Consider the following 23,192-nt stretch of genomic DNA (forward strand, 5'->3'; position numbering starts at 1 on the left):
AAAAACTAAAAAACCCTAACTTAAAAAGTTAGGGTTTTGTTTTTAACAGCCATTAAATAGGAAGGCGGGCTCGAGCAACCACACTATCTGGCATTTTTTGCGCTAACTTAGTCAGCGCTCGCTCAATTTTTCTATGAGTCGCTTTATCTGCCACCATAGAATTGAATAGCCAACGATAGGCATCTTCAAAATCACGCGGGCTGCCATAACCATCATTAAATAATTTAACTAAACGTAGCTGTGCTTTTAAATTGCCTTGCGACGAGGCTTCACGCAAATACGTAATTGCCATTGCTTTATCTTGCTGAACTAAGCGACCAGTGTCGTAGTATCGTCCCAATTGCTCTAGCGCTGCCGCTAAGCCTTGCTCAGCTGCTTTTCGCATGTAATACACACCTAACTCTACATTGCGATCAACGCACACGTTATAAGCCAGCATATCGCCGTATAAAAATTGATAAGACGGCAATGCCATTTTATTGGCTCGTGCTTCTATATCTTGCACCAACTGGCAATCATCTGCCTTTACGCGCGCTAAATGCGTATTTTTATTTATTAACGCAATTAGCTCTGATTCTGTATACAGCGGCACAGCAGCAGGGCTTTCTGTAGCTAAGCTGTTGGTTGCAATAAATAAAGACAGCGGTATTAACGAAAGCCTTAGTACGCAATTACGATTAAATAAACGCATATTCACCACTTATATAAATAAACTTATTAAATAATATACAAAGATCGTTCCAAGGTGAATTTTAGACACAAAAAAAGCTGCACGAAGCAGCTTTTTTAATCTAATGGTAATTACGCAAACGGATTGCGAAGCACCATAGTTTCTACACGGTCAGGACCTGTAGAAATAATATCAATTGGAACACCCGTAATTTCTTCAATACGTTTGATGTAGTCAATCGCAGCTTTTGGTAAACCGTCAAGACTAGTTACACCAACAGTGTTTTCTGACCAACCTGGCATCTCTTCGTATACTGGTGTTACTTTATCGTAACCTTCAGCCGCTAATGGTGTTACGTTAGTAACTGTGCCATCTTCAAGCTTGTAACCAGTACAGATTTTAAGTGTTTCTAAGCCATCTAAAACATCAAGCTTAGTTAAACAAAAACCTGAAATACTGTTGATTTGAACTGCACGGCGCATAGCCACTGCATCTAACCAACCAGTACGACGAAGTCGACCTGTTGTAGCGCCAAACTCATGGCCTTTATCACCTAGGTGCTTACCAACTGGATCTTGTTTATCAAGACCGTCGTAAAGCTCTGTAGGGAAAGGACCTGAACCAACACGTGTCGTGTACGCTTTAATAATACCTAAAACGTAATCAAGGTTTAATGGACCAAAACCTGCACCAGTCGCAACGCCACCAGCGGTAGTGTTTGAAGATGTTACATAAGGGTAAGTACCGTGATCTATATCAAGTAACGTACCTTGTGCACCTTCAAATAAAATGTTTTCGCCTGCTAAACGCGTTTGATCTAAAAGCTCAGTTACATCTACAACCATTGCTTTTAAGATATCAGCAACAGCCATTGCATCATCAAACGTTTTTTGGAAATCTACAGCATCTACTTTGTAGTAGTTAACTAAAGTGAAGTTGTGGTACTCAAGCACTTCTTTTAATTTAGCTGCAAATACTTCAGGATTAAATAAATCGCCTACGCGTAAACCACGACGTGCTACTTTATCCTCGTACGCAGGACCGATTCCACGGCCAGTTGTACCAATAGGCTTATCGCCACGAGCTGTTTCGCGGGCTACATCTAATGCAACATGGAAAGGCAAGATTAGCGGACATGCTTCACTTATTAAAAGACGCTCGCGTACTGGTACGCCGCGCTCTTCAAGCATGCCAATTTCTCTCATTAGCGCTTCTGGTGATAAAACTACACCATTACCAATCACACATTTAACATTGTCACGTAATACACCCGATGGAATAAGGTGTAGAACCGTCTTTTCACCTTCGATAACTAAAGTATGACCCGCATTGTGGCCACCTTGATAACGAACTACTAAAGATGCTTTGTCTGTAAGGAGATCAACTACCTTACCCTTTCCTTCGTCACCCCATTGGGTGCCTAATACAACAACGTTTTTACCCATCGTAAATTCACTTAGAGAAAATTAGGACGAGATTTTACCAGAAAACTAAAGTAAAGATCACCCCTGTTCAGCTTATTTTTTCTGCGGGCAATTGTTATATCCAAATATTGACCAATAACCACATAAATAACAGTGATTTAACGCACTAGTTTGTATTTAACAAAAAGCCCCGCAAATGCGAGGCTTTTTAACTTTTAAATAATTAACGTAAAGTCTATTGAGCTTTAGCGCCTTTCATATATTGGAAGAAGTCGCTATCTGGTGAAAGCACCATAACATCTTGCTTATCTTTAAAAGTCTTTTTGTAAGCTTCCAGCGAACGTACAAAACTAAAGAACTCAGGGTCTTTGTTGTACGCATTAGCATAAATGCCTGCAGCATCAGCATCGCCTTGACCACGTACAGAACGTGCATTACGCTCAGCATCAGCAAGCATTACAGTTACTCGACGGTCAACTCCCGCACGAATAGTCTCTGCTTTTTCCTGACCTTCAGAACGGTGCTCTTTTGCAACCGCAGTACGCTCAGCGCGCATACGTTGGTAAATAGAGCTACTCACTTCTTGTGGTAGGTTGATTTGCTTAACACGTACATCTAGTACTTCAATACCTAGCTCACGTGCACTTTCAGAAGCTTGTACTAACGCTTCTTCCATCAACTCGCTACGCTCACCTGATACAATTTCGCGAATTGTACGTGTACCAAAGTTTGTACGAAGACCATTGTTTACTTTTTGCTTAAGTAGCGTTTCAGCATATTGCTTATCGCCACGAGCACGTAAGTAAAAAGCACTAAAGTCATTAACTCGCCATTTTACAAACGAATCAACAATTAAGTCTTTTTTCTCGCTAGTAACAAAGCGATCTGGCGCACCATCTAGCGTTTGAATACGTGCATCAATACGACGTACTTGGCTAAAAAATGGTACTTTAAATTGTAGGCCTGGGCCATATACAATCGCTTTATCGTCGCTATCTTTTTGTACTTTACTGAATAACATTACAATTGCTTTTTGCCCTTCAGGTACAACAAATACCGATGAGAAAGACATAACAATGGCAGCTAATAGTATTACTAAACTAAAGTTTTTCATTATGATTATCTCCCATCATTGAAGCGGTCGTTGTTAAAGCGGTCATTGCCACTATTAACAGAGCTATTGCGCGACGTATTAACTTTATTACGTAAGTCTTGAATATCACTTGAACTTGGAAGTGCAACTCGTGTTGCGGTTCCTTGCTTGTCCATGATTTTATCAAGAGGTAAATACATCATGTTATTGCCGCCTTTAACATCAACCAATATTTTAGAACTACTCCCTAACACTTCTTCCATTGCATCAATGTATAAGCGCTCACGAGTAACTTCTTTAGCTGCTTGATATTCAGGTAAAAGCTTTTCAAAGCGAGCTACCTCACCTTGTGCTTCCAATGTAATGCGCTCTTGATAACCTTCCGCTTCTTGAGTCATACGCGTTACTTGACCACGAGCACGCGGTTCAATTTCACGAGCATATGCTTCTGCTTCACGGATGAAACGTTCTTCATCTTCTTGTGCAGCAATTGCATCATCAAATGCATCTTTAACTTCAGTTGGTGGACGAGAGTCTTTAAAGTTCACGTCAGTAACAATTAAACCTAAGTTATATGGTTCGATAATCTTGTTAAGCTCATCCCATGTATTTTGACGAACAACCTCACGGCCATTAGTTAATACTTGGTCCATTTTTGCATGGCCCACAACATAACGCAGTGCACTGTCTAGCGCTTCTTCTAAGCTACTATCAGCGTTAGTTACGCTAAATTCATAAAGGTATGGGTCAATAACACGGTATTGCACCTGAAACTCAACGCTCACTACGTTTTCGTCTTCAGTAAGCATAAAACCAGAAGCCGATAATGAACGAACAGCTTCAATATCTACTGGGATTACCGTTTCGATGAAAGTCATTTTCCAACGCAAACCAGGATCAGCAATTCGGTCATATTTACCAAATTGTAGAACCACACCACGCTCGGCTTCTTTAACCGTATAAATACCACTTAACGCCCATACAATAACGGCGATAATAAGTATGAATGAAATACCGGCTCCGCCAAGTCCACCGCCGCTACCATTGCCGGATTTTTTCCCGCCAAATAAGCCGCTGAACTTGTTACTAAACTTGCGGAACACCTCGTCTAAATCAGGTGGGCCTTGATCACGTCCGCCTTTATTATTCCACGGATCTTTGTCATTGCCATTATTACCCGGTTCATTCCAGGCCATAGCTATACTCCATTGTTATCTAAATAAATTAGGAAATTGTGTTAAATCTAACAAATCTACCGCGTTTCTCATACTAAAACCGACATTAAAACGTCAATTTTTAATTACGGTTGATAAAACCAGCAATTTCAGGACCAAATTCTTTAATTAAACGATTCCACTCAACCATTGGCATTCTAACATCTAACAGCCAATTACCTTGCTCATCAAATTGCTCTTCATGCACTGCATTTAAACTGAACAATGCAGCTCTTAAGCGACCATACAATGGCGTAAGAAATAATGTTTCGTTAAACATCTTCTTAGCTAGTAGCTCACTAATAGCCTCGCTAAGTAATTCACACCCTTCACCAGTCTGAGCGCTAAGCCATACTCTTATAGGTTGGCCTTCGTCGTCTCGATCAATACGAGGGCTTACGTTATCCAGCGCATCAATTTTATTATAAATTAATAGCTGTGGTACTTCATCGGCCTCAATTTCTTTAAGCACCGATTGTACTTGTTCAATATTTTCTTGCAGACGTGAGTCTGCTGCATCAATTACGTGTAACTGCAAATCAGCTTCGCGAGTTTCAGTAAGCGTTGCTTTAAAAGCAGCAACTAGGTCATGTGGTAGGTGACGAATAAAACCCACTGTATCAGCTAAAATCACAGGGCCAACATCACCTAACTCAAGCTTACGTAGAGTCGGGTCAAGCGTGGCAAACAACTGATCGGCCGCGTATACATCTGAATTTGTAATTCGATTAAATAATGTAGATTTACCCGCATTGGTATAACCAACTAATGAAACTGTAGGTATTTCGTTGCGAGTACGAGCTCGCCTACCTTGTTCACGTTGCACTGCAACTTTAGCTAAACGTGCACGAATATTTTGGATACGGGCACGAAGTAATCTTCTGTCAGTTTCAAGTTGAGTTTCACCAGGACCACGTAAACCAATCCCGCCTTTTTGACGTTCAAGGTGAGTCCAGCCTCGAATTAATCGAGTTGACATATGGCGTAGTTGAGCCAATTCAACTTGCAGCTTACCCTCGTGGGTACGTGCGCGCTGGGCAAAAATATCAAGAATTAGCGTCGTTCTATCAAGCACACGACATTGACAAACGCGCTCTAAATTACGCTCTTGTGATGGCCTGAGTTGATGATTAAAAATTACGACATCTGCTTTGTGGATTTTGACAATCTCAGCTATTTCTTCTGCTTTACCGGTACCGACGAATAGTTTCGGATGTGGTGCTTGACGGCTGCCTTGCACAACCGCCAAACTACTAACACCAGCAGAAGATACCAACATTTCTAATTCGTGAAGATCTTCACGATCTCCTTCTTTAGGCAAGTCGATATGAACTAAAATTGCCTGTTCGCCGGATTCATAGCGGTCAAACAAACATTATGCTCCTAATTAAAAGTTTCCAGCTTCTGCCTCTTCAGTGTCTTCACTCCCTTGAACTGCTTGGAAGTTAACTGCGCGAGCAGGGACAACTGTAGAAATTGCATGCTTATAAACCATTTGATTTACGGTGTTCTCTAGTAAAATAACAAATTGGTCAAATGACTGAATTTTGCCTTGTAATTTTATGCCATTTACCAAAAAGATTGATACTGGAATGCGCTCACGTCGTAGTGCATTCAAAAATGGGTCTTGTAACGATTGGCCTTTTGCCATGTTATTGTTCCTTCGTTCTAGGTGTTATTATAATTAAGTGGCTGAACTTATTTGATAAAAACAATATTCAACTACTACTAGCTTAGCGAACTTACTACACGATGCAAGTTTTCTTCGTCGCCTGTTGTTAACCAAGTAACATCAGGCCAACTACGAAGCCACGTTAACTGCCGTTTTGCCAGCTGACGTGTTGCTGCGATGCCACGAAAAACCATTTCATCATGGTTTGTTTCACCCGCAAGGTAATCCCACATTTGTCTATAACCAACACAACGAATAGAAGGCATATTGGGGTGTAAATCCTTACGTAGATATAGGGTCGAAACTTCATTTTCAAACCCCTGATCAATCATTATTTTAAACCTTTCTTCAATTCGGCGGTGTAATTCACTGCGTTCTTGCGGTGCAATCGCAAATTGATGAAAAGTATAAGGTAAAGCCGGCTGTTTTTGCATTTGCAACTCAGTCATGGTCTTACCAGTTAACCTGTAAACCTCTAAAGCTCGATTAATTCTTTGTGAATCATTTTCACTTATTTTTTCGGCTGCTTTTGGGTCAACTTTAACTAATTCTTTATATAAATGAGGCCAGCCAAATTCTTTCGCTTGCGCTTCTAACTCTGCTCTTATCTCTGTATCTGCTTCAGGTAAAGGCGATAAACCATCAATTAAAGATTTGAAGTACAGCATTGTACCTCCAACCAATACAGGCACTTTACCTTGTCTGTGAAATTCGTCAATTTTTTGCACTGCATCGCGCCTAAAATCTGCAACTGAATACGTTTCACTCGGGTCAAGTAGATCAATTAAATGATGCGGAGCTTTGGCTAATTCTTCCGCATCAGGTTTTGCTGTACCAATGTCCATACCTTTATACACTAGCGCTGAATCTACGCTGATTATTTCTGTATTTAAATGCTCGCACAGCGAGATTGCCAATGCTGTTTTACCTGCTGCAGTTGGACCCATTAAAAATATAACTGGTAAATTACTCAACACTGATACCTTAATCTAATTGCGTTAAATAGTGATTTAGCTCTATTTTAACTGCTTTTTTACGCAAGCGTTCAATAGTTTGTGGATTATTTTGTAAGCGCATTTGTTGCGCTAAAAATATATTGCTTAAATAAAATCGGGTCGGCACGCATTTCATTTGCCATTCTAACCAATTCTCTATATTTTCAAGTTTTGCTTTACACGCATCAAGTAGCTCACCTACCGCTGCACTTACGTCAAGTAAATATAAACACGCTGGCAATTTTTTAACCATTACAAATTGTTTTTCTATTACAAGTTCAAAACCAAGTAAGGTAAACCACGATTGCTGGGATTCTATAAGTAAGCAATCTTCTTTTTCTAAGTTTACTCGCACTGGTAACAAAAGGGCTTTCCCTTCTAAACTTCCGAACTCTTTAATTTGATTATGCCAATCATCAACTAATGCATATTTAAAATGTGAGCAATACAATTGCTGCTCTTCACTATAGACACACACTCCTTCACTAACACTTATAATAGAAACAGCTTTTAAGACATTATCCACAGATACGGACTGGTGTAGTGCAGCAGATATATTGGCTGCATTATCAAAATGCGCGGCGTGTTGCTCACTCACTCCTTGATAAAACACATTTACGTCATGATGGCTCGTACTTGGTGCAGCACGGTATGCACCGCCAACACTTCTAGTACCAGAGGACGAACTTGAGCTACCAGCACTTCCAGAGTAAGAGGGCTGTAATTGCGATTTAGGGTAATCAAACACTCCTTCGCTTTCTATATTATTAGCACTGCTATGCGTTGACTCAATGAACGCTGGCGTGAATTCTGCTTCTATGCTCGCTGCTTCGTTAGTGAATTCGCCTTGCAATGGCACTACTACCTGCTTAATAGCTTGCAATATAAAATCATGAATTAACCGCCCTTGATGAAAACGCACTTCATGCTTAGCAGGGTGAACATTGACATCAACCTGTCGTGGATCAATATCAATATAAATGACAAAACCGGGTAATTCTTGTGTTCCACTTACTTCTTCAAATGCCTGGCGTATAGCATGCAAAATAAGCTTATCGCGCATCATGCGATTATTCACATAAGTGTACTGAGTCGTATTCGCTGAGCCTACAGGTAGCACCCAACCATGCAGCTGTAGGCCGCCCTCTCCTGATTGAATATGCAAACCTTGCTCAGCAAAGGCCTTACCTGCAACTTGTGCTACGCGTGTTATAGCCTGAGAGGGATCAGTTTTGGCACGATACTGCCTTACTACTTTTTCGTTGTGAGTTAGTGTAATAGAGACATCAAAGCGACTAAGCGCAATACGCTTTATCAACTCATCAATATGGCTAAATTCAGTTTTTTCGGTGCGTAAAAATTTACGACGTGCTGGAGTATTAAAAAATAAATCTTTTACTTCAATGGTTGTGCCATCGGGATGCGCTACAGGTTTTACTTGAACGGCCATGTCGCGGCCTTCTGCAAAAGCTTGCCAAGCTGCTTCTTGCTCTTTTGGTTTTGAGCTCAGCGTTAAACGCGACACAGAACTAATTGACGCAAGTGCTTCCCCTCTAAAGCCAAGTGAGCAAATGTTTTCAAGGTCATCAAGTGATTTTAATTTACTTGTCGCGTGGCGAGAAAGTGCGAGCGTTAGCTCATCTTTACTTATCCCTGCGCCATTATCACGAATACGAATAAGTTTGTGGCCGCCGCGCTCAATATCAATTTGAATACGCGTTGCGCCAGCATCTAAGCTATTTTCAACAAGCTCTTTTACTACCGACGCTGGGCGCTCAACCACTTCGCCTGCGGCAATTTGGTTGGCTAAACGCGCAGGTAATATTTCAATATTCATGAGACTTCCTAGCAAACATTGCGCTAATAATAATGACTAACTTTGAGGTATATCGAGCTCTTGCCCAATAAATAAGGTATTAGAACTAAGCTTATTAACTTGTTTTAATTTATTGACTGTAACGCCATAGCGACTCGCTAACATACTTAAAGATTCACCGGGGCGTACTTTATGCTTTGTTGGATATTGCGACTTTAATTTAGCAAATAAAGAATCATCCGGCGGATTTTTCAAATAATAATTTTTAATTGAAGTAAATATCGCTTTAGCTAAACGCTCTTGATGATTAGAGCTTTTAAGTAGCTTTTCTTCTCGCGGGTTAGATATAAACCCCGTTTCTACCAAAATAGATGGAATATCTGGTGATTTTAGTACTGCAAGGCTCGCATGCTGGGGATCTTTTTTATGCAGTTTGGCAACCTTACGAAGCTCTTTAACCACTTCGTCAGCTACATTTAAGCCAGTTTTCATAGAGTGGTCCATCGACATATCAAGCAACGCTTGTGCTAGATATTTTTCATTGGCGGCATCTTTCATTACATCAGCAGCGCCACCTAAAAGCTCGGAGTGTTTTTCTTTATCTTCTATCCATTTACCTATTTCTGAATTAGCACGTCTTAATGATAAAACCCACACAGAGGCACCATTTGGCCCAGGGCTTGTAAATGCATCAGCATGAATAGAAACAAAAAAATCTGCCTTTTTTTCACGGGCTCGATTAGTACGGGTATTTAATTTTACAAAATAGTCACCGCTTCGTACCATGCGCGAAATCATGCCACGTTCGCCATCAATCATGCGCTCTAAACGCTTCGCAATTTGCAGTGTAACTGTTTTTTCGTAGGTGCCTGATGGCCCAATTGAACCAGGATCCTCGCCGCCATGCCCCGCATCAATTGCAATAACAATGTCGCGCTCTTGGCTTAGTTGACGGTTTTTAGCGGCTGTTTGAGCAGGAGAAACAACTGTAGTAGCTTGGCTTTTATTATATAAATCAACAACGAGTCTATTTTTATAAGGGCCTGTAGGTGCGAGGGCAAATACCACTGGCTTTATTGGCGCACTTAATTCAAATACTAAACGTACGCTTTGTTTATTTTTAGGTTTTGAGTAACGTAATTTGCTTACTATTTGATGTTTCGGGGGCACACCTGGCAATGTTTTTAACTCGCTAGTATTTTCTAAATCAATCACTAGGCGGCTAGGGTTTTTAAGCATGAAATAGCTAAAGTCGGGCTTATCATTTAAATCAAATACCACGCGCGTACTATCTGGAGACGGCCATACACGCACACTATTGATTGTGTTTTTAGCCCATAGCGGCAAGCTTATAGTGATAACCATAAGATAAATAAAAAGTTTAACTACACCTCGGCTCATTGGATAATTACTGCCTTAACTATATTATTATTGATTATTTAGTTTTTCGACAATTGCTATACCGCGCTCACTCGCACTATTTATAACAATTTTACGTTCGTTACCCACATAGCTTAGAGTAATATCTAAATCAGGCACAGGAATAAATTCACCACCCTTTTCAGGCCATTCAACAACACAAATCGCGTCTGCTGAGAAGTAATCGCGTATTCCCATGTATTCGAGTTCTTCAGGATCACCTAAGCGGTATAAGTCAAAATGATAAACATTTGCACGCTCAAGCTCATAAGGTTCTACTAGTGTATAGGTCGGGCTTTTAACCTTACCTGTATGGCCAAAGCCTTGCACTACACCTCGTGTAAACGTTGTTTTACCAGCACCTAAATCACCATGTAAATAAATAACCGCACCTTGCTCTATAATATCAGCAACGCGATTACCCATTGTAACCGTGGCAATCTCATCAGTTAAATGAAATTCAAAACTACGCGTCATTATTACCTCAAAAATTCATTCAAAAGCGCATATTTGCTAATCATACCAGAATATTCATTTAAGGCGATAAATTGAGGTTTTAGACATAAAAAAACCAGACAAGCGAATGATTAAGTTATATTTGAATATCTATTTTCGATACCTTAAAACTGTAACATTGAAATAAAGTAAGAGAAAAGTAACGCTACGGCTTATATGCCTATAGCAAGTATTAAAGTTACTGAGATATGTAAGCTTATAATCAAACTTTTATGATTCAGCCACTAGTTCTGATACTAAAAAATATATAGCAACAACGGAGTTGATGACACAAACCAGAAAACTACCCTGCATTCTTTTGTATTTCTGATAAAAAGATAATACCAACTAACTTAACGCATTTAGTTTTCATAGTTTTCATAGTTTTCATAGTTTTCATAGTTTTCATAGTTTTCATAAAATAATACCAATTCGCTTAATTAAGTGATCTATTTTGAGGCTGGAAAAACGTGTTGATAGCTAGGCAGAAATTCGCTATTTAGTTGTTCTAAATGAGCATTTTTTAAAGCAGGTAGCGACACGTTTAGCCCCACAAAATGATTAAGTATTATTGCGGATTGGTATAAGTCCTAAATGTGTAAACACGTTTCAAGACAAGGCAGTTCCAGAAAACAAAAAGCCCCGGCTAATGCCAGGGCTTTTTTACAAAACTAACTTAATTAAAAATTAAGCTTGTTTTGGACTAGAAATAACGTCTACTAAAGTCCAAGATTTATTCTTAGAAATTGGTGCGCATTCACGGATAGTAACTACGTCACCCGCTTTTGCTGTGTTATTTTCGTCATGTACGTGTAACTTAGTCGTACGTTTAATGAATTTCCCATAGATTGGGTGCTTCACATAACGTGCGATAGCGATAGTGAAAGATTTTTCCATCTTGTCGCTGATTACACGGCCTTGAAGAGTACGAATTTTATCGCTCATTATTGACCTGCCTTCTGGTTAATAACTGTTTTTACACGCGCGATATCGCGGCGTACTGTTCTTAGCGTGTGTGTCTGAGCTAACTGACCAGTGCTAGCTTGCATGCGCATATTAAATTGCTCACGAAGTAGTCCTAGAAGTTCAGCATTAAGCTCTTCTACGCTTTTATCTTTTAGTTCGCTAGCTTTCATCACATTACCGTCCGAGTTACGAAAGTTGTTTTGAATGGCAGTTTACGAGCAGCAAGGTCAAACGCTTCACGAGCAAGCTCTTCTGAAACACCTTCCATTTCGTAAAGTACTTTACCAGGCTGAATTTCAGCAACCCAATATTCAACAGAACCTTTACCTTTACCCATACGAACTTCAAGAGGTTTTTCTGTAATCGGTTTGTCAGGGAAGACACGAATCCAGATTTTACCTTGACGTTTCACGTGACGCGTCATAGCACGACGAGCTGCTTCGATTTGACGAGCAGTCATACGGCCACGGCCAGTTGCTTTCAATCCGAAAGTACCGAAGCTTACTTTGTTACCGTTTTGCGCTAAACCGCGGTTGCGGCCTTTGTGCATTTTACGGAATTTTGTACGTTTTGGCTGTAACATTACTCGCTACCTCTACTTAGCACTTTTCTTGGCTTTCTTTGGTGCGCGTTTAGCTGGCTTCTCTTGCTCTTGTACTAGTGGTAAACCACCAATAACTTCGCCTTTGAAGATCCAAACTTTAACACCAATGATACCATAAGTGGTTAAGGCTTCAGAAGTTGCGTAATCGATATCAGCACGAAGAGTATGTAGAGGTACACGACCTTCACGATACCATTCTGAACGTGCGATTTCAGCGCCGCCAAGACGACCGCTAACTTCAACTTTAATCCCTTTAGAACCGATGCGCATTGCATTTTGTACCGAACGCTTCATAGCGCGACGGAACATAACACGACGTTCTAGTTGAGAGGCAATGCCGTCTGCTACTAGTTGTGCATCTAGTTCTGGTTTACGTACTTCAGAGATATTAATCTGAGCAGGTACACCAGCGATTTTAGTTACCGCTTGACGTAATTTTTCTACGTCTTCGCCTTTTTTACCGATAACAACACCCGGACGAGCCGTGTGAATTGTTACTCGGATTGATTTTGCTGGACGCTCAATAACGATTTTAGACACAGAAGCCGTTTTTAATTCCTTAGTAAGGAATGTACGAACTTTGTGATCGCCAAAAAGCTGTGCAGAGAAATCTTTTGAACTCGCGTACCAGGTAGAAACCCAAGGTTTAGATATACCTAGGCGAATACCAGTAGGATGAACTTTTTGTCCCATTACTTATACTCCTAGCTATCTGAAACCATAACAGTGATATGGCTTGTACGCTTAAGGATGCGATCTGCGCGTCCTTTAGCACGAGGCATAATACGTTTCATTGTAGGACCATCGTCCACAAAGATCGTTGTTATACGAAGCTCATCAATGTCAGCACCTTCGTTATGCTCTGCGTTAGCAATAGCAGACTCAAGTACTTTCTTAACTAATACAGCCGCTTTCTTAGGGCTGTACGCCAGGATTTCTAGTGCGCGATCTACAGGTAACCCGCGGATCTGATCTGCAACTAGACGTGCTTTTTGCGCCGAACCAGAGGCGAATTTATGTTTAGCTAATGCTTGCATTTATCTTCCCCTCTTATCGTTTCTTCGCTTTCTTATCCGCAGCATGGCCACGGTAAGTGCGAGTTGGTGCAAATTCACCTAGTTTGTGACCGATCATTTCGTCAGAAACGAAAACTGGTACGTGCTGGCGACCATTATGGACAGCAATGGTCAATCCGATCATGTTAGGTATGATCATTGAACGACGGCTCCAAGTTTTAATTGGCTTTTTCTCACCGCTTTCCAAAGCTTTCTCTACCTTCTTCAGCAAGTGTAGGTCTATAAAAGGACCCTTCTTGAGAGAGCGTGGCATGGCTATTCCTCAATATTACTTAGTACGACGACGTACTATAAATTTATCCGTACGCTTGTTCTTACGCGTCTTCGCACCTTTAGTCGGCTTACCCCATGGAGACACAGGATGACGACCACCAGATGTACGACCTTCACCACCACCGTGTGGGTGATCTACCGGGTTCATGGCAACACCACGAACTGTCGGACGAATACCACGCCAGCGATTTGCACCTGCTTTACCAAGTGAACGAAGCATATGCTCAGCATTGCCTACTTCACCTAGAGTCGCACGACAATCAGATTCAACTTTACGAACTTCGCCTGAACGAAGACGTAATGTTACATACTGACCATCACGAGCAAGGATTTGAACGTATGCACCAGCAGAACGTGCGATTTGAGCACCTTTACCTGGTTTTAATTCTACGTTGTGAACAGTCGAACCTACAGGCATATTACGCATTGGTAATGCATTACCAGGTTTGATTGGTGCATCAACACCAGACTGGATTGCATCGCCAGCTTTTAAGCCTTTTGGTGCGATAATGTAACGACGCTCACCGTCTGCATATAATACAAGAGCGATGTTTGCGCTACGATTTGGATCGTATTCTAAACGTTCAACAGTGGCTGGAATGCCATCTTTAGTACGTTTAAAATCGATTAAACGGTAATGTTGTTTATGACCACCACCGATATGACGAACCGTAATACGACCATTGTTATTACGACCACCTGATTTAGAGTTTTTCTCTAAAAGTGGTGCGTATGGCTTACCCTTATGTAGATCAGAGTTAACCACTTTAACTAGGTGACGACGGCCCGCAGAAGTAGGCTTACACTTTTGAAGTGCCATAATTCTATCCCCTTATTACTCGGCGCCGCCGACAAAGTCTAGCTCGCTGCCTTCTTTAAGAGTAACGTAAGCTTTTTTCCAGTCGCTACGACGACCGAAACGTGCGCCAGTACGTTTTGTTTTACCCTTAACGTTAAGTGTGCGAACACCCGTTACTTCTACTTCAAAAAGCTTCTCAACTGCTACTTTAATTTCAGCTTTAGTTGCGTCATTTACTACTTTAAAAACAATAGTATTGTTTTCTTCAGCAGCAATTGTGCTTTTTTCAGAGATATGTGGAGCAAGGATCACTTTTAAAAGACGTTCTTCGCGAATCATGCTAGCGCCTCCTCAAGTTGCTTAACAGCAGCGGCTGTAATAAGTACCTTATCGAAAGCAATTAAGCTTACAGGATCGATACCAGCTACATCACGTGTGTCAACCTTATAAAGGTTACGTGCCGATAAGAAAAGATTTTCATCTACTTCTTCAGTCACGATAAGAACATCTTTAAGCTCAAGTTCTTTAAGCTTAGCAACTAGTTCTTTAGTTTTTGGTGCTGCTAGAGCAAAACTTTCAACAACGATTAAACGCTCTTGACGAACTAATTCAGATAAGATGCTTTTAATCGCACCACGGTACATTTTACGGTTTACTTTTTGGCTGTGGTCTTGTGGTTTAGCTGCAAAGCTAACGCCACCTGAACGCCAAATTGGGCTACGGATTGTACCGGCACGTGCACGGCCAGTACCTTTTTGAGCCCATGGTTTTTTACCACCACCGCTTACTTCAGAACGTGTCTTCTGAGCACGAGTACCTTGACGAGCACCTGCTGCGTATGCAACAACTACTTGGTGTACTAATGCTTCGTTAAACTCACGTCCAAAAGTAGCTTCAGAAACTTCAAGACCGCCAGAAGCGTCTTTAATTGCTAATTCCATCACTAAATCTCCAGGACTTATGCTTTAACAGCTGGTTTAACGATAACGTCACCGCCAATAGCTCCAGGTACTGCACCCTTAACTAAAAGCAAATTACGCTCAGCGTCAACGCGAACTAGTTCTAAGTTTTGAGTCGTTACACGCTCAGCACCCATATGACCGGCCATTTTCTTACCTTTAAACACCTTACCAGGTGATTGGTTTTGACCGATTGAACCAGGAGCACGGTGAGATAGAGAGTTACCATGTGTAGCGTCTTGCATGCTGAAATTCCAGCGCTTAACACCACCTTGGAAACCTTTACCTTTAGAAGTACCGGTTACGTCAACCTTGTTGATTTCGTTGAATAATTCAACAGTAAGCTCAGCGCCTACTTCAAAATCGCCTTCACCACCGTTAAGGCGGAATTCCCACAGACCGCGACCCGCTTCAACACCAGCTTTAGCGAAATGACCCGCTTTAGCTTTGTTTACACGACTTGCTTTTTTAGTGCCTGCGGTTACTTGAAGCGCGTTATAACCGTCTGTTGCGTCAGATTTGATCTGAGCAATGCGGTTAGGTGTCGCTTCAATAACTGTCACAGGGATAGATACACCATCTTCAGTGAAGATTCGTGTCATACCCACTTTACGACCGACTAGACCTAATGCCATTTTCCTAAAACCTCTCTAATCTTTCGATTAACCCAGGCTGATTTGAACATCAACACCAGCAGCAAGATCTAAACGCATAAGCGCGTCTACAGTCTTGTCAGTTGGTTCTACGATGTCTATCAGACGTTTATGGGTGCGGATCTCGTACTGATCACGCGCATCTTTATTAACGTGCGGTGAAGTTAGTACAGTAAAACGTTCAAAGCGTGTAGGTAGTGGGATTGGACCACGTACTTGTGCGCCAGTGCGTTTCGCAGTTTCCACGATTTCTGCCGTTGATTGGTCAATCAAACGGTGGTCAAAAGCTTTTAGGCGAATACGAATGCGTTGATTTGACATTCTTAACCTCAATATAAAGAGCATATAAAAGAGCATAAAAAAACGACCGAAACAATCTTAAAACTTAAGATGTCGGCTGTTTGATTATATCTACGTTGAGTTCCAAATCGGAACTCCTGTTTATTAGCTTGAAATCCAAGCTTAATTTATCCTTTCTAATTCCCAGAGGAATTTTGAAAGCCTGCGTATTATAGAGGTATTGGTGATAAATGCAACAACTATTTAGAAACAATGTAATGAATACTAATTTGATTAAATATGCGTCCATACATGTTCAATAGCTATACTTGAACTAATGCTTTTGATGCTAGTCAACAAACAACTAAACATCTTAATTGCGCAAACTAAGGGATTTTTAGATATTATGGTATCCTGTTGCGCTAATTTTGCCCTTAATACTCTCAATATGGTGAGTCGATGCGTATTTTTAATTATTGTTTAAATGTTATGTCTGCTGGATTTAGCCGCTTATTAGTGAAAAGCAAAGTGCTGCCAGAAAATCCTATTAAACAGTATGATCTAAACCCTGAGTACCCTACATTTTACATAGTGCGTTTAAATTCACGTTTTGATTTAGCCGCGCTGGCGCATGTTTGTAAAAAGAATGGCCTACCTAGCCCAACAGAAGAGCAAGTGCTAGGGACCCAAAATTTAGACCGTTTTATTGGTATTAAAAATCCTCCACCGTTATTTGGTGATGAAGCAAAACCAACCAATGCTTTAGCCCAAGGCAAGCAAATTATTGAGTACTTAATAAAAAGCGGTCAGCAAAACGTACAAGTGGTGCCTGTTACTATTTTATGGGGGCGCGATCCAGGTAAAGAAAAGCCAGGACTACGTACTTTAATTACACACTCTCTTACTCCAAGCTGGTTTAGAAAGTTTTTTGTGGTGTTATTTTCAGGGCGCGATAACTTTATTCGCTTTAGCCAACCACTCGACTTATCACTTTTAGTCAATGAAAAAGCCGACGTAAGTGAGTTACCTCATAAATTATTACGCGTAGCGCGTGTTCACTTTAAGCGCCAAAAGCTAGCTGCTACAGGCCCTAAAATGCCATCTCGTGAGCAACTATTTAATTCATTATTAGCGTCACCTACTATAAAAAAAGCAATTCAAGATGAAGCTAACGCTAAAAACATTAGCCAAATAGAAGCTCGTCAAAATGCACTTAAGCTACTTGATGAAATAGCCGCTAATTACTCTGAAGCAATGATACGTGTGGCCGAAAGGTTTTTAACTTGGTTATGGAATAAGCTTTATAATGGTATTGATATTAAACACGCCGAACAAATTCATGAACTAACAGATAAAGGACATGAAATAATTTATATGCCTTGTCATCGCAGCCATATGGATTACTTACTGCTTACTTACTCTATTTATCATTTGGGTTTAGTACCTCCGCATATAGCTGCTGGTATAAATCTTAACTTTTTCCCTGCCGGAGGCATATTTAGACGCTCTGGTGCGTTTTTTATTCGCCGTTCATTTGCAGGTAATAAACTTTATTCTGCCATATTCAAAGAGTATTTAAGCCAACTGTTTATTAAAGGTTACTCTGTTAAGTTTTACACGGAGGGCGGTCGAAGCCGGACTGGACGCTTACTTCCGCCTAAAACGGGTATGCTATCTATGACATTACAAGCAATGCTACGCGGAATAGACAGACCAATATCTATTGTTCCTGTGTACATTGGCTACGAGCACGTCATGGAAATTAACACCTACCTTAAAGAGCTGGATGGTAAAGATAAAAAAGGCGAATCTATATTTGGTATTTTTAAGGCAATCAAAAACCTTAAAAACTACGGTCGTGGTAACTTAAACTTTGGCGATCCAATCTCTATTAACCAATACTTAAACGATAACCAACCTGATTGGCGTGATTCAATACACCCAACTGACGTGCAAAAGCCACAATGGTTAGCACCACAAGTAACTAAACTTGCCGACCAAGTAATGGTTAAAATTAATAATGCAGCGGCGCTTAATGCGGTTAACTTACTAGCGATGATATTGCTGGTTAACGATAAACAAGCATTGAGTAAACCAAAGCTATTAGCTCAGCTTGATTTTTATCTGCGCTTACAGCGTGATGCAAGCTACAGTAACAAAGTAACTACACCAGACGAAACTCCAGAGCAATTACTAACGCATGCATTAAAGCTTAATAAGTTTGAAGTTATCAGTGATGAGTTTGGCGAAATTATTACGATTAGCGATAAAGAAAAAGTACTGTTTAATTACTACCGAAACAATATTTTGCACTTGTTTGCAGTACCAAGCTTAATTGCACTACATCTATTTAAACAACACAGCACTACGATTGCTCAATGCCAACAACTTGTAAAAACATTTTATCCGCTATTTGCTAAAGAATGGTATTTACAGCCTCTTGATGAAAACTACATAACGCGTATTTTAGCTAACTTTGCTGATCAAAATTTAATTGAGTTTGATGGCGATAACATTCATATAACGAACAGTAATGACTGCCTAGCTAAGCTTGAAATGCTTGGACGAGCACTTAGCTTTACTCTACAACGTTACGCTATTGTAATTGGTTTTATTCAAACAAGTGATGGCATTGAAAAAGCAGAACTTGAAAGAGAAAGCCAAGTACTCGCACAACGTTTAGGTACACTGCACGGCATAAAAACACCTGAGTTTTTTGACAAAAAAGTACTTGTTAGTTTTATCGAAAACTTACGTGGTGAGTCATTAATAACAGAGGGTGATAAGGGCTTAGTAGGTAGCACACAACTATGTGAAACCTACGCACACCTTAAAACATTACTGCCAGCACGCGTCTGGCAGTCAATCAGCGATATAGTTCAAGATCAGTGTAACTAGCAATGCATTTACAGAAGGGGTTAGCGTTGACGCATAACCCCTTCTTGCATTGTTGAGGCAACCAAGTTGCCTTGGCGATCAAAAAACTGCCCCCGTACCAAACCACACCCATTACTCGCACTTGGACTATCAATTGAATACAAAATCCAATCATCCATTCTAAATGGACGATGAAACCACATTGCATGATCAATAGTAGCTACTTGCATATTTGGCTGCATAAACGATACACCATGAGGTTGCAATGCAGTCGGTAAAAACTCAAAATCAGACGCATACGCTAATAAGTAATTATGGATACGCTGATCGTCCGGCATTTCACCATTAGCTTTAAACCAAATATGCTTTACCGGCTCCATAACTTCTGGTTTAAACGGGTTATGAAAAGTAACCGGTCGCATTTCAATTGGCATTTCACGGGTAAACTTATTACGGATAACCTCTGGGATATGCGAAGCGTTATCTTGGTAAAACTCAAGCGATGAACGTAATTCTTCAGGTGCGGGAACATCAGGCATTGTCGCTTGATGCGATAACCCATTTTCTTCACCTTGGAATGACGCGGTCATATAAAAAATAGGTTTACCGTACTGAATTGCTTTGACTCGGCGCGTACTAAAGCTCTTACCATCACGAATAGTTTCAACGTCATAAACAATGGGTTTAGCCGGATCGCCTGGGCGTAAAAAGTAAGAGTGTAATGAATGAACTATTCGCCCTTCAGGTAGAGTTTCTTTGGCAGCAGAAAGCGCCTGCCCCATTACTTGACCACCAAATACAGCACCAAAGCCTAAATCTTGGCTTTGTCCTCGATATAAACCTTGCTCAATTTCTTCAAGTGTTAACAACGACAATAAATCATCTAATACTTGGCTCATTATTTCTTCCTCATTACCCTAGTGTCCAAATGATACTATACAATAGTGGGAAGTAAATATTTGTTAGGAATACTGTTATGGCTTACTGGCTATTTAAAACTGAACCCGATGCGTTTTCATTAGATGACTTAAAAAATGCACCAAAACAAACGACTCTTTGGGAAGGTGTGCGTAATTACCAAGCACGAAATTTTATGCGTGACGACGTCAAAGTCGGCGATTCAGTCATGATTTATCATTCAAGCTGCAAACACGTGGGCGTAGCCGGCATTGCCGAGGTTACCAAAGAAGCCTACCCAGACCCCACTCAATTTGATTTAAGCAGCGACTATTACGATGCAAAAGCCACCAGCGATAAACCACGTTGGGTGGTTGTTGAGGTTACTTATCAAAGCCATTTAAAAAAATTAATTAGCCTTAAAGATATTAAAGCCAATGACAATATTACTGAAATTGCACTTAAAAAGGGCGGACGACTATCAATAATGCCTGTTACTAAAAATGACTGGGATGTAATAATCAAAATGGCGCAGTAATACCCTATCGGTTTGACCTAATTTCATTGAGTTTGATATGATCTATATTGACTTATAGCTGGAGGATTAATGAAATTACTGTATTGGTTAGATGAATGGTTAACTCTCCCGCACAATGAGCAACAAACTCGATTACCCATGACGGGTAGTGATTTACTCGGCGATGTATTTGTTAAGTATGATTTTGTTGACGTTAATAAACCCCTGCTTTTTACCTTTTCCCCAGCTGGCACTAACGTGCAAGAGCAAGATCTTCATCCTGATTTTGCACCATGGGGTTATCACTTAGCTCAAAAACAAAACGTAAACGTAATCGCTTTTCAGCATTTGGGTAAAAGTAATTGGTTTCGTAATCGTAATTTAATCTTTTTTCTCGAGCAATTATCAACATTACTTACGCCGTTTAATTGTCGACTTGGCTATGGTTTAAGTCGTGGCGGATTTGCTGTTGGCGCTTTTGCTAAACTATTAAAGCTAAATCAGGTGTTGTTCTTCCATCCGGTAAGTACTAAAAATAAAGAATTAGTACCGTGGGATGACCGCTCTAGTACCGATATAGCTCAGCAGTTTGATTGGCAGCAAGATTATCACGATCTAGATTTAGGAGATGCCCAAGGCTATATTATTTACGATCCTACTAATCGTATAGACCGAATGCACGCTAAGCGCTATAAGCAGTTAACTCACTTACGAGTATTTGGTATGGGACATGGCACACATGCCAAATATTTGAATAAGTTTGGATTTTATAAGCAAGTAGCCGTCGATTTTATCCAGCATCAGCAAATTGATATTGCGCAATTTCGTATGCAAACTAAAACCTTACGCTTTAAAGAGGATTATTACAAAAGCCTTAATAAAGCGAATGTAAACTCAGCTCACCGTCAAACACTATTAAGCAAAGCTCATAATATTTTGATTGATGAAAAAGAAGTTCACGTACAGGAACATCAGGCAAAAATTGATATTCAGCCATTAATAGATGTTGCCCTCAAGCATCAAGATGAGCATCCTAATGATGCCATTCAGTTATTAGAAGTTGCTCAACAACTTGTACCTGACGATCCTTTAATTGAGCATAAAATTAAGCAACTAGAAGAGTAATTACGCCAGTAAAAGCGGCTGTAAAGGCCAACTACTCTATTTAACCTTTTTCTTTTTGTGCCCATACTTGGGCACAATGGCAAAGTACATCATTAACCCTAACCAAGAAAATATAATTATTCCCATTAGCCAGCCATTCTTTTCATGACCCTGTGTACGCTTACTGTTGAGTACAATAACGACAGGTAATATATAAGCACTTAAAACAACAATTAAAAATACAACTTCATTCATTATTTTTCTAGGCTCGACCAGTCTACTTCACTACTTAATACTCGATCTACCGATATATAGTGCAGAATATCGCCTTCACTTACTTTGTAATCTAATGGTGGATTTAAATCCATATTTTGCGCACTTAAATTATGAGCAACACCCAACAGTATTGCATCATGCTCAAGCTTAAAATGATGAAACAAAGTACCAAACTCCATATCTTTGCAGCCGCTTGGTATTTTCAAACTAAATTGTGTATCACCATGCAAAGTAGATAGCAGCTCCTCTTGCACACGGCTCGAACCTGGATCTTGCATTGAGCGTACGAGTATCTCAGCTGATTTTGCACTACTACACTCTACATTTTGGCAATGCTCTAACATCATCTCAACTTTGGTTTCATCCAAAAAGTGAGCACTTATATGACAATCATCTTTTACTAAGCGACTTATGCGCAGGGCTGTTGTAAATGTCTGATCGTCATCTTGACCATCAATAATCACCTTATCAGCACTACGAATAGCTACCCGCTCTAGCTCAGCTAAATTAGTAAAGCTCGTTAAACGTGCAAAATCAACGCTTTCGTTAGCTAAAAAAGGATGATCCATTTGCTCTGTTACCGCGAGTAAAATACGACGGTCAGTACGTTTCGTATCTGCCAAAATGTAATCAATCATCTTTTTTGTACGAGTGTCGTGCCAACCAAAAATAATAATATGGTGGTTACTGTGGGCAAAGTTTTTATCACCAGTCATAGCGCGCCTAATTAAGTAAGTAACAGTTTGTCCTGCTTTTCCTAGCAAAACACCAAATAAAGCTAAACCAAATGGAATTTGTATTAATGCAACCACCCAACGACCAAGATCAGTAGTTGGACTAAAGTCACCATATCCCACTGTTGATGTTGTTACTGTGTAATAGTAAAAAAAGGTAGTAAGCGAGGTTAACGCTTTCTCATTCGCTATAAATAGTAAGCTCCATGTTAATAGCATATGAGTCAAAATAGCTAATGCCACTGCTTGCCAACTCAACTGATCTATATGAGCACGAACAAGTAACGCTAGCCTTTTAAATATCACCGGCATAATACAAAGTCTTCGTTAGTAAATTATCTATAAACAGTACGTTACTGTAAGCGATGCTTTTAAGCAAT

27 protein-coding genes are annotated in these 23,192 nt (G+C 40.3%); 3 read left to right on the forward strand and 24 right to left on the reverse strand.

Going from position 1 to position 23,192, the window contains the following annotated elements:
- Positions 1 to 52: 52 nt before the first annotated feature.
- From H5088_RS04245 to rpsJ, 21 genes are all read right to left on the reverse strand, one after another.
- Positions 53 to 691, reverse strand: coding sequence for a tetratricopeptide repeat protein (locus H5088_RS04245; protein WP_039489024.1), 639 nt, complete (start codon positions 689 to 691; stop codon positions 53 to 55).
- Between the two features lie 110 nt (positions 692 to 801).
- Positions 802 to 2,115, reverse strand: coding sequence for an adenylosuccinate synthase (locus H5088_RS04250; protein ID WP_024597266.1), 1,314 nt, complete (start codon positions 2,113 to 2,115; stop codon positions 802 to 804).
- Between the two features lie 214 nt (positions 2,116 to 2,329).
- Positions 2,330 to 3,208 carry a protease modulator HflC gene (gene hflC / locus H5088_RS04255; protein WP_002957880.1) on the reverse strand — a complete coding sequence of 293 codons (879 nt, stop codon included), beginning with the start codon at positions 3,206 to 3,208 and terminating at the stop codon, positions 2,330 to 2,332.
- Positions 3,209 to 3,213: 5 nt separating this feature from the next.
- Positions 3,214 to 4,383: an FtsH protease activity modulator HflK gene (hflK, locus tag H5088_RS04260; protein WP_002957881.1), complete on the reverse strand. Its 1,170-nt coding sequence runs from the start codon at positions 4,381 to 4,383 to the stop codon at positions 3,214 to 3,216.
- A 100-nt stretch (positions 4,384 to 4,483) separates the two neighbouring features.
- On the reverse strand, positions 4,484 to 5,773 hold the full coding sequence (hflX, locus tag H5088_RS04265; protein ID WP_024597267.1) for a ribosome rescue GTPase HflX: 1,290 nt from the start codon (positions 5,771 to 5,773) through the stop codon (positions 4,484 to 4,486).
- A 15-nt stretch (positions 5,774 to 5,788) separates the two neighbouring features.
- A complete protein-coding gene (gene hfq / locus H5088_RS04270) occupies positions 5,789 to 6,052 on the reverse strand; it encodes an RNA chaperone Hfq (RefSeq protein WP_024597268.1) in 264 nt (87 codons plus the stop codon).
- Between the two features lie 77 nt (positions 6,053 to 6,129).
- The gene (gene miaA / locus H5088_RS04275) at positions 6,130 to 7,047 is read right to left on the reverse strand and encodes a tRNA (adenosine(37)-N6)-dimethylallyltransferase MiaA (RefSeq protein ID WP_002957884.1); all 918 of its coding nucleotides are present in this window, start codon (positions 7,045 to 7,047) and stop codon (positions 6,130 to 6,132) included.
- 10 nt (positions 7,048 to 7,057) lie between these two features.
- The gene (mutL, locus tag H5088_RS04280; RefSeq protein WP_182752257.1) at positions 7,058 to 8,905 is read right to left on the reverse strand and encodes a DNA mismatch repair endonuclease MutL; all 1,848 of its coding nucleotides are present in this window, start codon (positions 8,903 to 8,905) and stop codon (positions 7,058 to 7,060) included.
- 36 nt (positions 8,906 to 8,941) lie between these two features.
- Positions 8,942 to 10,285, reverse strand: a complete 1,344-nt coding sequence (locus tag H5088_RS04285; RefSeq protein ID WP_182747918.1) for an N-acetylmuramoyl-L-alanine amidase — start codon at positions 10,283 to 10,285, stop codon at positions 8,942 to 8,944.
- A gap of 27 nt (positions 10,286 to 10,312) precedes the next feature.
- On the reverse strand, positions 10,313 to 10,780 hold the full coding sequence (gene tsaE, locus H5088_RS04290) for a tRNA (adenosine(37)-N6)-threonylcarbamoyltransferase complex ATPase subunit type 1 TsaE (RefSeq protein WP_182712012.1): 468 nt from the start codon (positions 10,778 to 10,780) through the stop codon (positions 10,313 to 10,315).
- A gap of 705 nt (positions 10,781 to 11,485) precedes the next feature.
- On the reverse strand, positions 11,486 to 11,743 hold the full coding sequence (gene rpsQ / locus H5088_RS04295; protein WP_002957888.1) for a 30S ribosomal protein S17: 258 nt from the start codon (positions 11,741 to 11,743) through the stop codon (positions 11,486 to 11,488).
- Positions 11,743 to 11,934 carry a 50S ribosomal protein L29 gene (gene rpmC / locus H5088_RS04300; protein WP_002957889.1) on the reverse strand — a complete coding sequence of 64 codons (192 nt, stop codon included), beginning with the start codon at positions 11,932 to 11,934 and terminating at the stop codon, positions 11,743 to 11,745. The genes rpsQ and rpmC overlap by 1 nt, the downstream gene beginning before the upstream one ends.
- Positions 11,934 to 12,347 (reverse strand): 50S ribosomal protein L16, encoded by a 414-nt coding sequence (gene rplP, locus H5088_RS04305; protein ID WP_002957890.1) that lies wholly within the window; start codon positions 12,345 to 12,347, stop codon positions 11,934 to 11,936. The genes rpmC and rplP overlap by 1 nt, the downstream gene beginning before the upstream one ends.
- Before the next feature lie 12 nt (positions 12,348 to 12,359).
- Positions 12,360 to 13,061 (reverse strand): 30S ribosomal protein S3, encoded by a 702-nt coding sequence (gene rpsC / locus H5088_RS04310; protein ID WP_002957891.1) that lies wholly within the window; start codon positions 13,059 to 13,061, stop codon positions 12,360 to 12,362.
- Between the two features lie 11 nt (positions 13,062 to 13,072).
- Entirely contained in the window at positions 13,073 to 13,405 is a 333-nt protein-coding gene (gene rplV / locus H5088_RS04315) for a 50S ribosomal protein L22 (RefSeq protein WP_002957892.1), read from the reverse strand.
- 13 nt (positions 13,406 to 13,418) lie between these two features.
- Positions 13,419 to 13,697, reverse strand: coding sequence for a 30S ribosomal protein S19 (gene rpsS / locus H5088_RS04320; RefSeq protein ID WP_004588689.1), 279 nt, complete (start codon positions 13,695 to 13,697; stop codon positions 13,419 to 13,421).
- 15 nt (positions 13,698 to 13,712) lie between these two features.
- Positions 13,713 to 14,537, reverse strand: coding sequence for a 50S ribosomal protein L2 (rplB, locus tag H5088_RS04325; protein ID WP_002957895.1), 825 nt, complete (start codon positions 14,535 to 14,537; stop codon positions 13,713 to 13,715).
- 15 nt (positions 14,538 to 14,552) lie between these two features.
- Complete coding sequence (rplW, locus tag H5088_RS04330; protein WP_002957896.1) at positions 14,553 to 14,855, reverse strand: 50S ribosomal protein L23; 303 nt, start codon at positions 14,853 to 14,855, stop codon at positions 14,553 to 14,555.
- Positions 14,852 to 15,457, reverse strand: a complete 606-nt coding sequence (rplD, locus tag H5088_RS04335; protein WP_002957897.1) for a 50S ribosomal protein L4 — start codon at positions 15,455 to 15,457, stop codon at positions 14,852 to 14,854. The genes rplW and rplD overlap by 4 nt, the downstream gene beginning before the upstream one ends.
- A gap of 17 nt (positions 15,458 to 15,474) precedes the next feature.
- Positions 15,475 to 16,110 (reverse strand): 50S ribosomal protein L3, encoded by a 636-nt coding sequence (gene rplC, locus H5088_RS04340; protein ID WP_002957898.1) that lies wholly within the window; start codon positions 16,108 to 16,110, stop codon positions 15,475 to 15,477.
- A 27-nt stretch (positions 16,111 to 16,137) separates the two neighbouring features.
- Positions 16,138 to 16,449, reverse strand: coding sequence for a 30S ribosomal protein S10 (gene rpsJ / locus H5088_RS04345; protein WP_002957900.1), 312 nt, complete (start codon positions 16,447 to 16,449; stop codon positions 16,138 to 16,140).
- A 417-nt stretch (positions 16,450 to 16,866) separates the two neighbouring features.
- Here rpsJ and plsB point away from each other — a divergent pair, with 417 nt between their 5' ends.
- The gene (gene plsB / locus H5088_RS04350) at positions 16,867 to 19,305 is read left to right on the forward strand and encodes a glycerol-3-phosphate 1-O-acyltransferase PlsB (RefSeq protein WP_182752258.1); all 2,439 of its coding nucleotides are present in this window, start codon (positions 16,867 to 16,869) and stop codon (positions 19,303 to 19,305) included.
- Positions 19,306 to 19,325: 20 nt separating this feature from the next.
- On the opposite strand, the gene tesB is transcribed toward plsB, so the two are convergent.
- Positions 19,326 to 20,183, reverse strand: coding sequence for an acyl-CoA thioesterase II (tesB, locus tag H5088_RS04355; RefSeq protein WP_002957902.1), 858 nt, complete (start codon positions 20,181 to 20,183; stop codon positions 19,326 to 19,328).
- Between the two features lie 77 nt (positions 20,184 to 20,260).
- Here tesB and H5088_RS04360 point away from each other — a divergent pair, with 77 nt between their 5' ends.
- The gene (locus H5088_RS04360; RefSeq protein ID WP_182693725.1) at positions 20,261 to 20,719 is read left to right on the forward strand and encodes an EVE domain-containing protein; all 459 of its coding nucleotides are present in this window, start codon (positions 20,261 to 20,263) and stop codon (positions 20,717 to 20,719) included.
- A 69-nt stretch (positions 20,720 to 20,788) separates the two neighbouring features.
- On the forward strand, positions 20,789 to 21,823 hold the full coding sequence (locus H5088_RS04365; protein ID WP_182752259.1) for a cytosolic protein: 1,035 nt from the start codon (positions 20,789 to 20,791) through the stop codon (positions 21,821 to 21,823).
- 36 nt (positions 21,824 to 21,859) lie between these two features.
- Here H5088_RS04365 and H5088_RS04370 read toward each other — a convergent pair whose 3' ends face one another.
- Positions 21,860 to 22,057: a PLDc N-terminal domain-containing protein gene (locus tag H5088_RS04370; protein ID WP_182675765.1), complete on the reverse strand. Its 198-nt coding sequence runs from the start codon at positions 22,055 to 22,057 to the stop codon at positions 21,860 to 21,862.
- Positions 22,057 to 23,124 (reverse strand): potassium channel family protein, encoded by a 1,068-nt coding sequence (locus H5088_RS04375; protein ID WP_024597278.1) that lies wholly within the window; start codon positions 23,122 to 23,124, stop codon positions 22,057 to 22,059. Before H5088_RS04375 ends, H5088_RS04370 begins: the two co-directional genes overlap by 1 nt.
- Positions 23,125 to 23,192 lie beyond the last annotated feature (68 nt).

It is taken from the genome of Pseudoalteromonas sp. SR43-3 (assembly GCF_014163875.1).
GTDB classification, from domain to species: Bacteria; Pseudomonadota; Gammaproteobacteria; order Enterobacterales; family Alteromonadaceae; genus Pseudoalteromonas; species Pseudoalteromonas distincta.

Coding starts and splice junctions, on each gene's coding strand:
- rpsC (WP_002957891.1), bottom strand. CDS start 13,061: ATGGGACAAAAAGTTCATCCTACTGGTATTCGCCTAGGTATATCTAAA.
- H5088_RS04360 (WP_182693725.1), top strand. CDS start 20,261: ATGGCTTACTGGCTATTTAAAACTGAACCCGATGCGTTTTCATTAGAT.
- rplV (WP_002957892.1), bottom strand. CDS start 13,405: ATGCAAGCATTAGCTAAACATAAATTCGCCTCTGGTTCGGCGCAAAAA.
- rplB (WP_002957895.1), bottom strand. CDS start 14,537: ATGGCACTTCAAAAGTGTAAGCCTACTTCTGCGGGCCGTCGTCACCTA.
- plsB (WP_182752258.1), top strand. CDS start 16,867: ATGCGTATTTTTAATTATTGTTTAAATGTTATGTCTGCTGGATTTAGC.
- H5088_RS04285 (WP_182747918.1), bottom strand. CDS start 10,285: ATGAGCCGAGGTGTAGTTAAACTTTTTATTTATCTTATGGTTATCACT.
- rplD (WP_002957897.1), bottom strand. CDS start 15,457: ATGGAATTAGCAATTAAAGACGCTTCTGGCGGTCTTGAAGTTTCTGAA.
- H5088_RS04375 (WP_024597278.1), bottom strand. CDS start 23,124: ATGCCGGTGATATTTAAAAGGCTAGCGTTACTTGTTCGTGCTCATATA.
- H5088_RS04250 (WP_024597266.1), bottom strand. CDS start 2,115: ATGGGTAAAAACGTTGTTGTATTAGGCACCCAATGGGGTGACGAAGGA.
- rpsQ (WP_002957888.1), bottom strand. CDS start 11,743: ATGAGCGATAAAATTCGTACTCTTCAAGGCCGTGTAATCAGCGACAAG.
- hfq (WP_024597268.1), bottom strand. CDS start 6,052: ATGGCAAAAGGCCAATCGTTACAAGACCCATTTTTGAATGCACTACGA.
- rpsJ (WP_002957900.1), bottom strand. CDS start 16,449: ATGTCAAATCAACGCATTCGTATTCGCCTAAAAGCTTTTGACCACCGT.
- rpsS (WP_004588689.1), bottom strand. CDS start 13,697: ATGCCACGCTCTCTCAAGAAGGGTCCTTTTATAGACCTACACTTGCTG.
- H5088_RS04245 (WP_039489024.1), bottom strand. CDS start 691: ATGCGTTTATTTAATCGTAATTGCGTACTAAGGCTTTCGTTAATACCG.
- rpmC (WP_002957889.1), bottom strand. CDS start 11,934: ATGAAAGCTAGCGAACTAAAAGATAAAAGCGTAGAAGAGCTTAATGCT.
- hflK (WP_002957881.1), bottom strand. CDS start 4,383: ATGGCCTGGAATGAACCGGGTAATAATGGCAATGACAAAGATCCGTGG.
- rplC (WP_002957898.1), bottom strand. CDS start 16,110: ATGGCATTAGGTCTAGTCGGTCGTAAAGTGGGTATGACACGAATCTTC.
- H5088_RS04365 (WP_182752259.1), top strand. CDS start 20,789: ATGAAATTACTGTATTGGTTAGATGAATGGTTAACTCTCCCGCACAAT.
- hflC (WP_002957880.1), bottom strand. CDS start 3,208: ATGAAAAACTTTAGTTTAGTAATACTATTAGCTGCCATTGTTATGTCT.
- rplP (WP_002957890.1), bottom strand. CDS start 12,347: ATGTTACAGCCAAAACGTACAAAATTCCGTAAAATGCACAAAGGCCGC.
- mutL (WP_182752257.1), bottom strand. CDS start 8,905: ATGAATATTGAAATATTACCTGCGCGTTTAGCCAACCAAATTGCCGCA.
- tesB (WP_002957902.1), bottom strand. CDS start 20,183: ATGAGCCAAGTATTAGATGATTTATTGTCGTTGTTAACACTTGAAGAA.
- tsaE (WP_182712012.1), bottom strand. CDS start 10,780: ATGACGCGTAGTTTTGAATTTCATTTAACTGATGAGATTGCCACGGTT.
- H5088_RS04370 (WP_182675765.1), bottom strand. CDS start 22,057: ATGAATGAAGTTGTATTTTTAATTGTTGTTTTAAGTGCTTATATATTA.
- rplW (WP_002957896.1), bottom strand. CDS start 14,855: ATGATTCGCGAAGAACGTCTTTTAAAAGTGATCCTTGCTCCACATATC.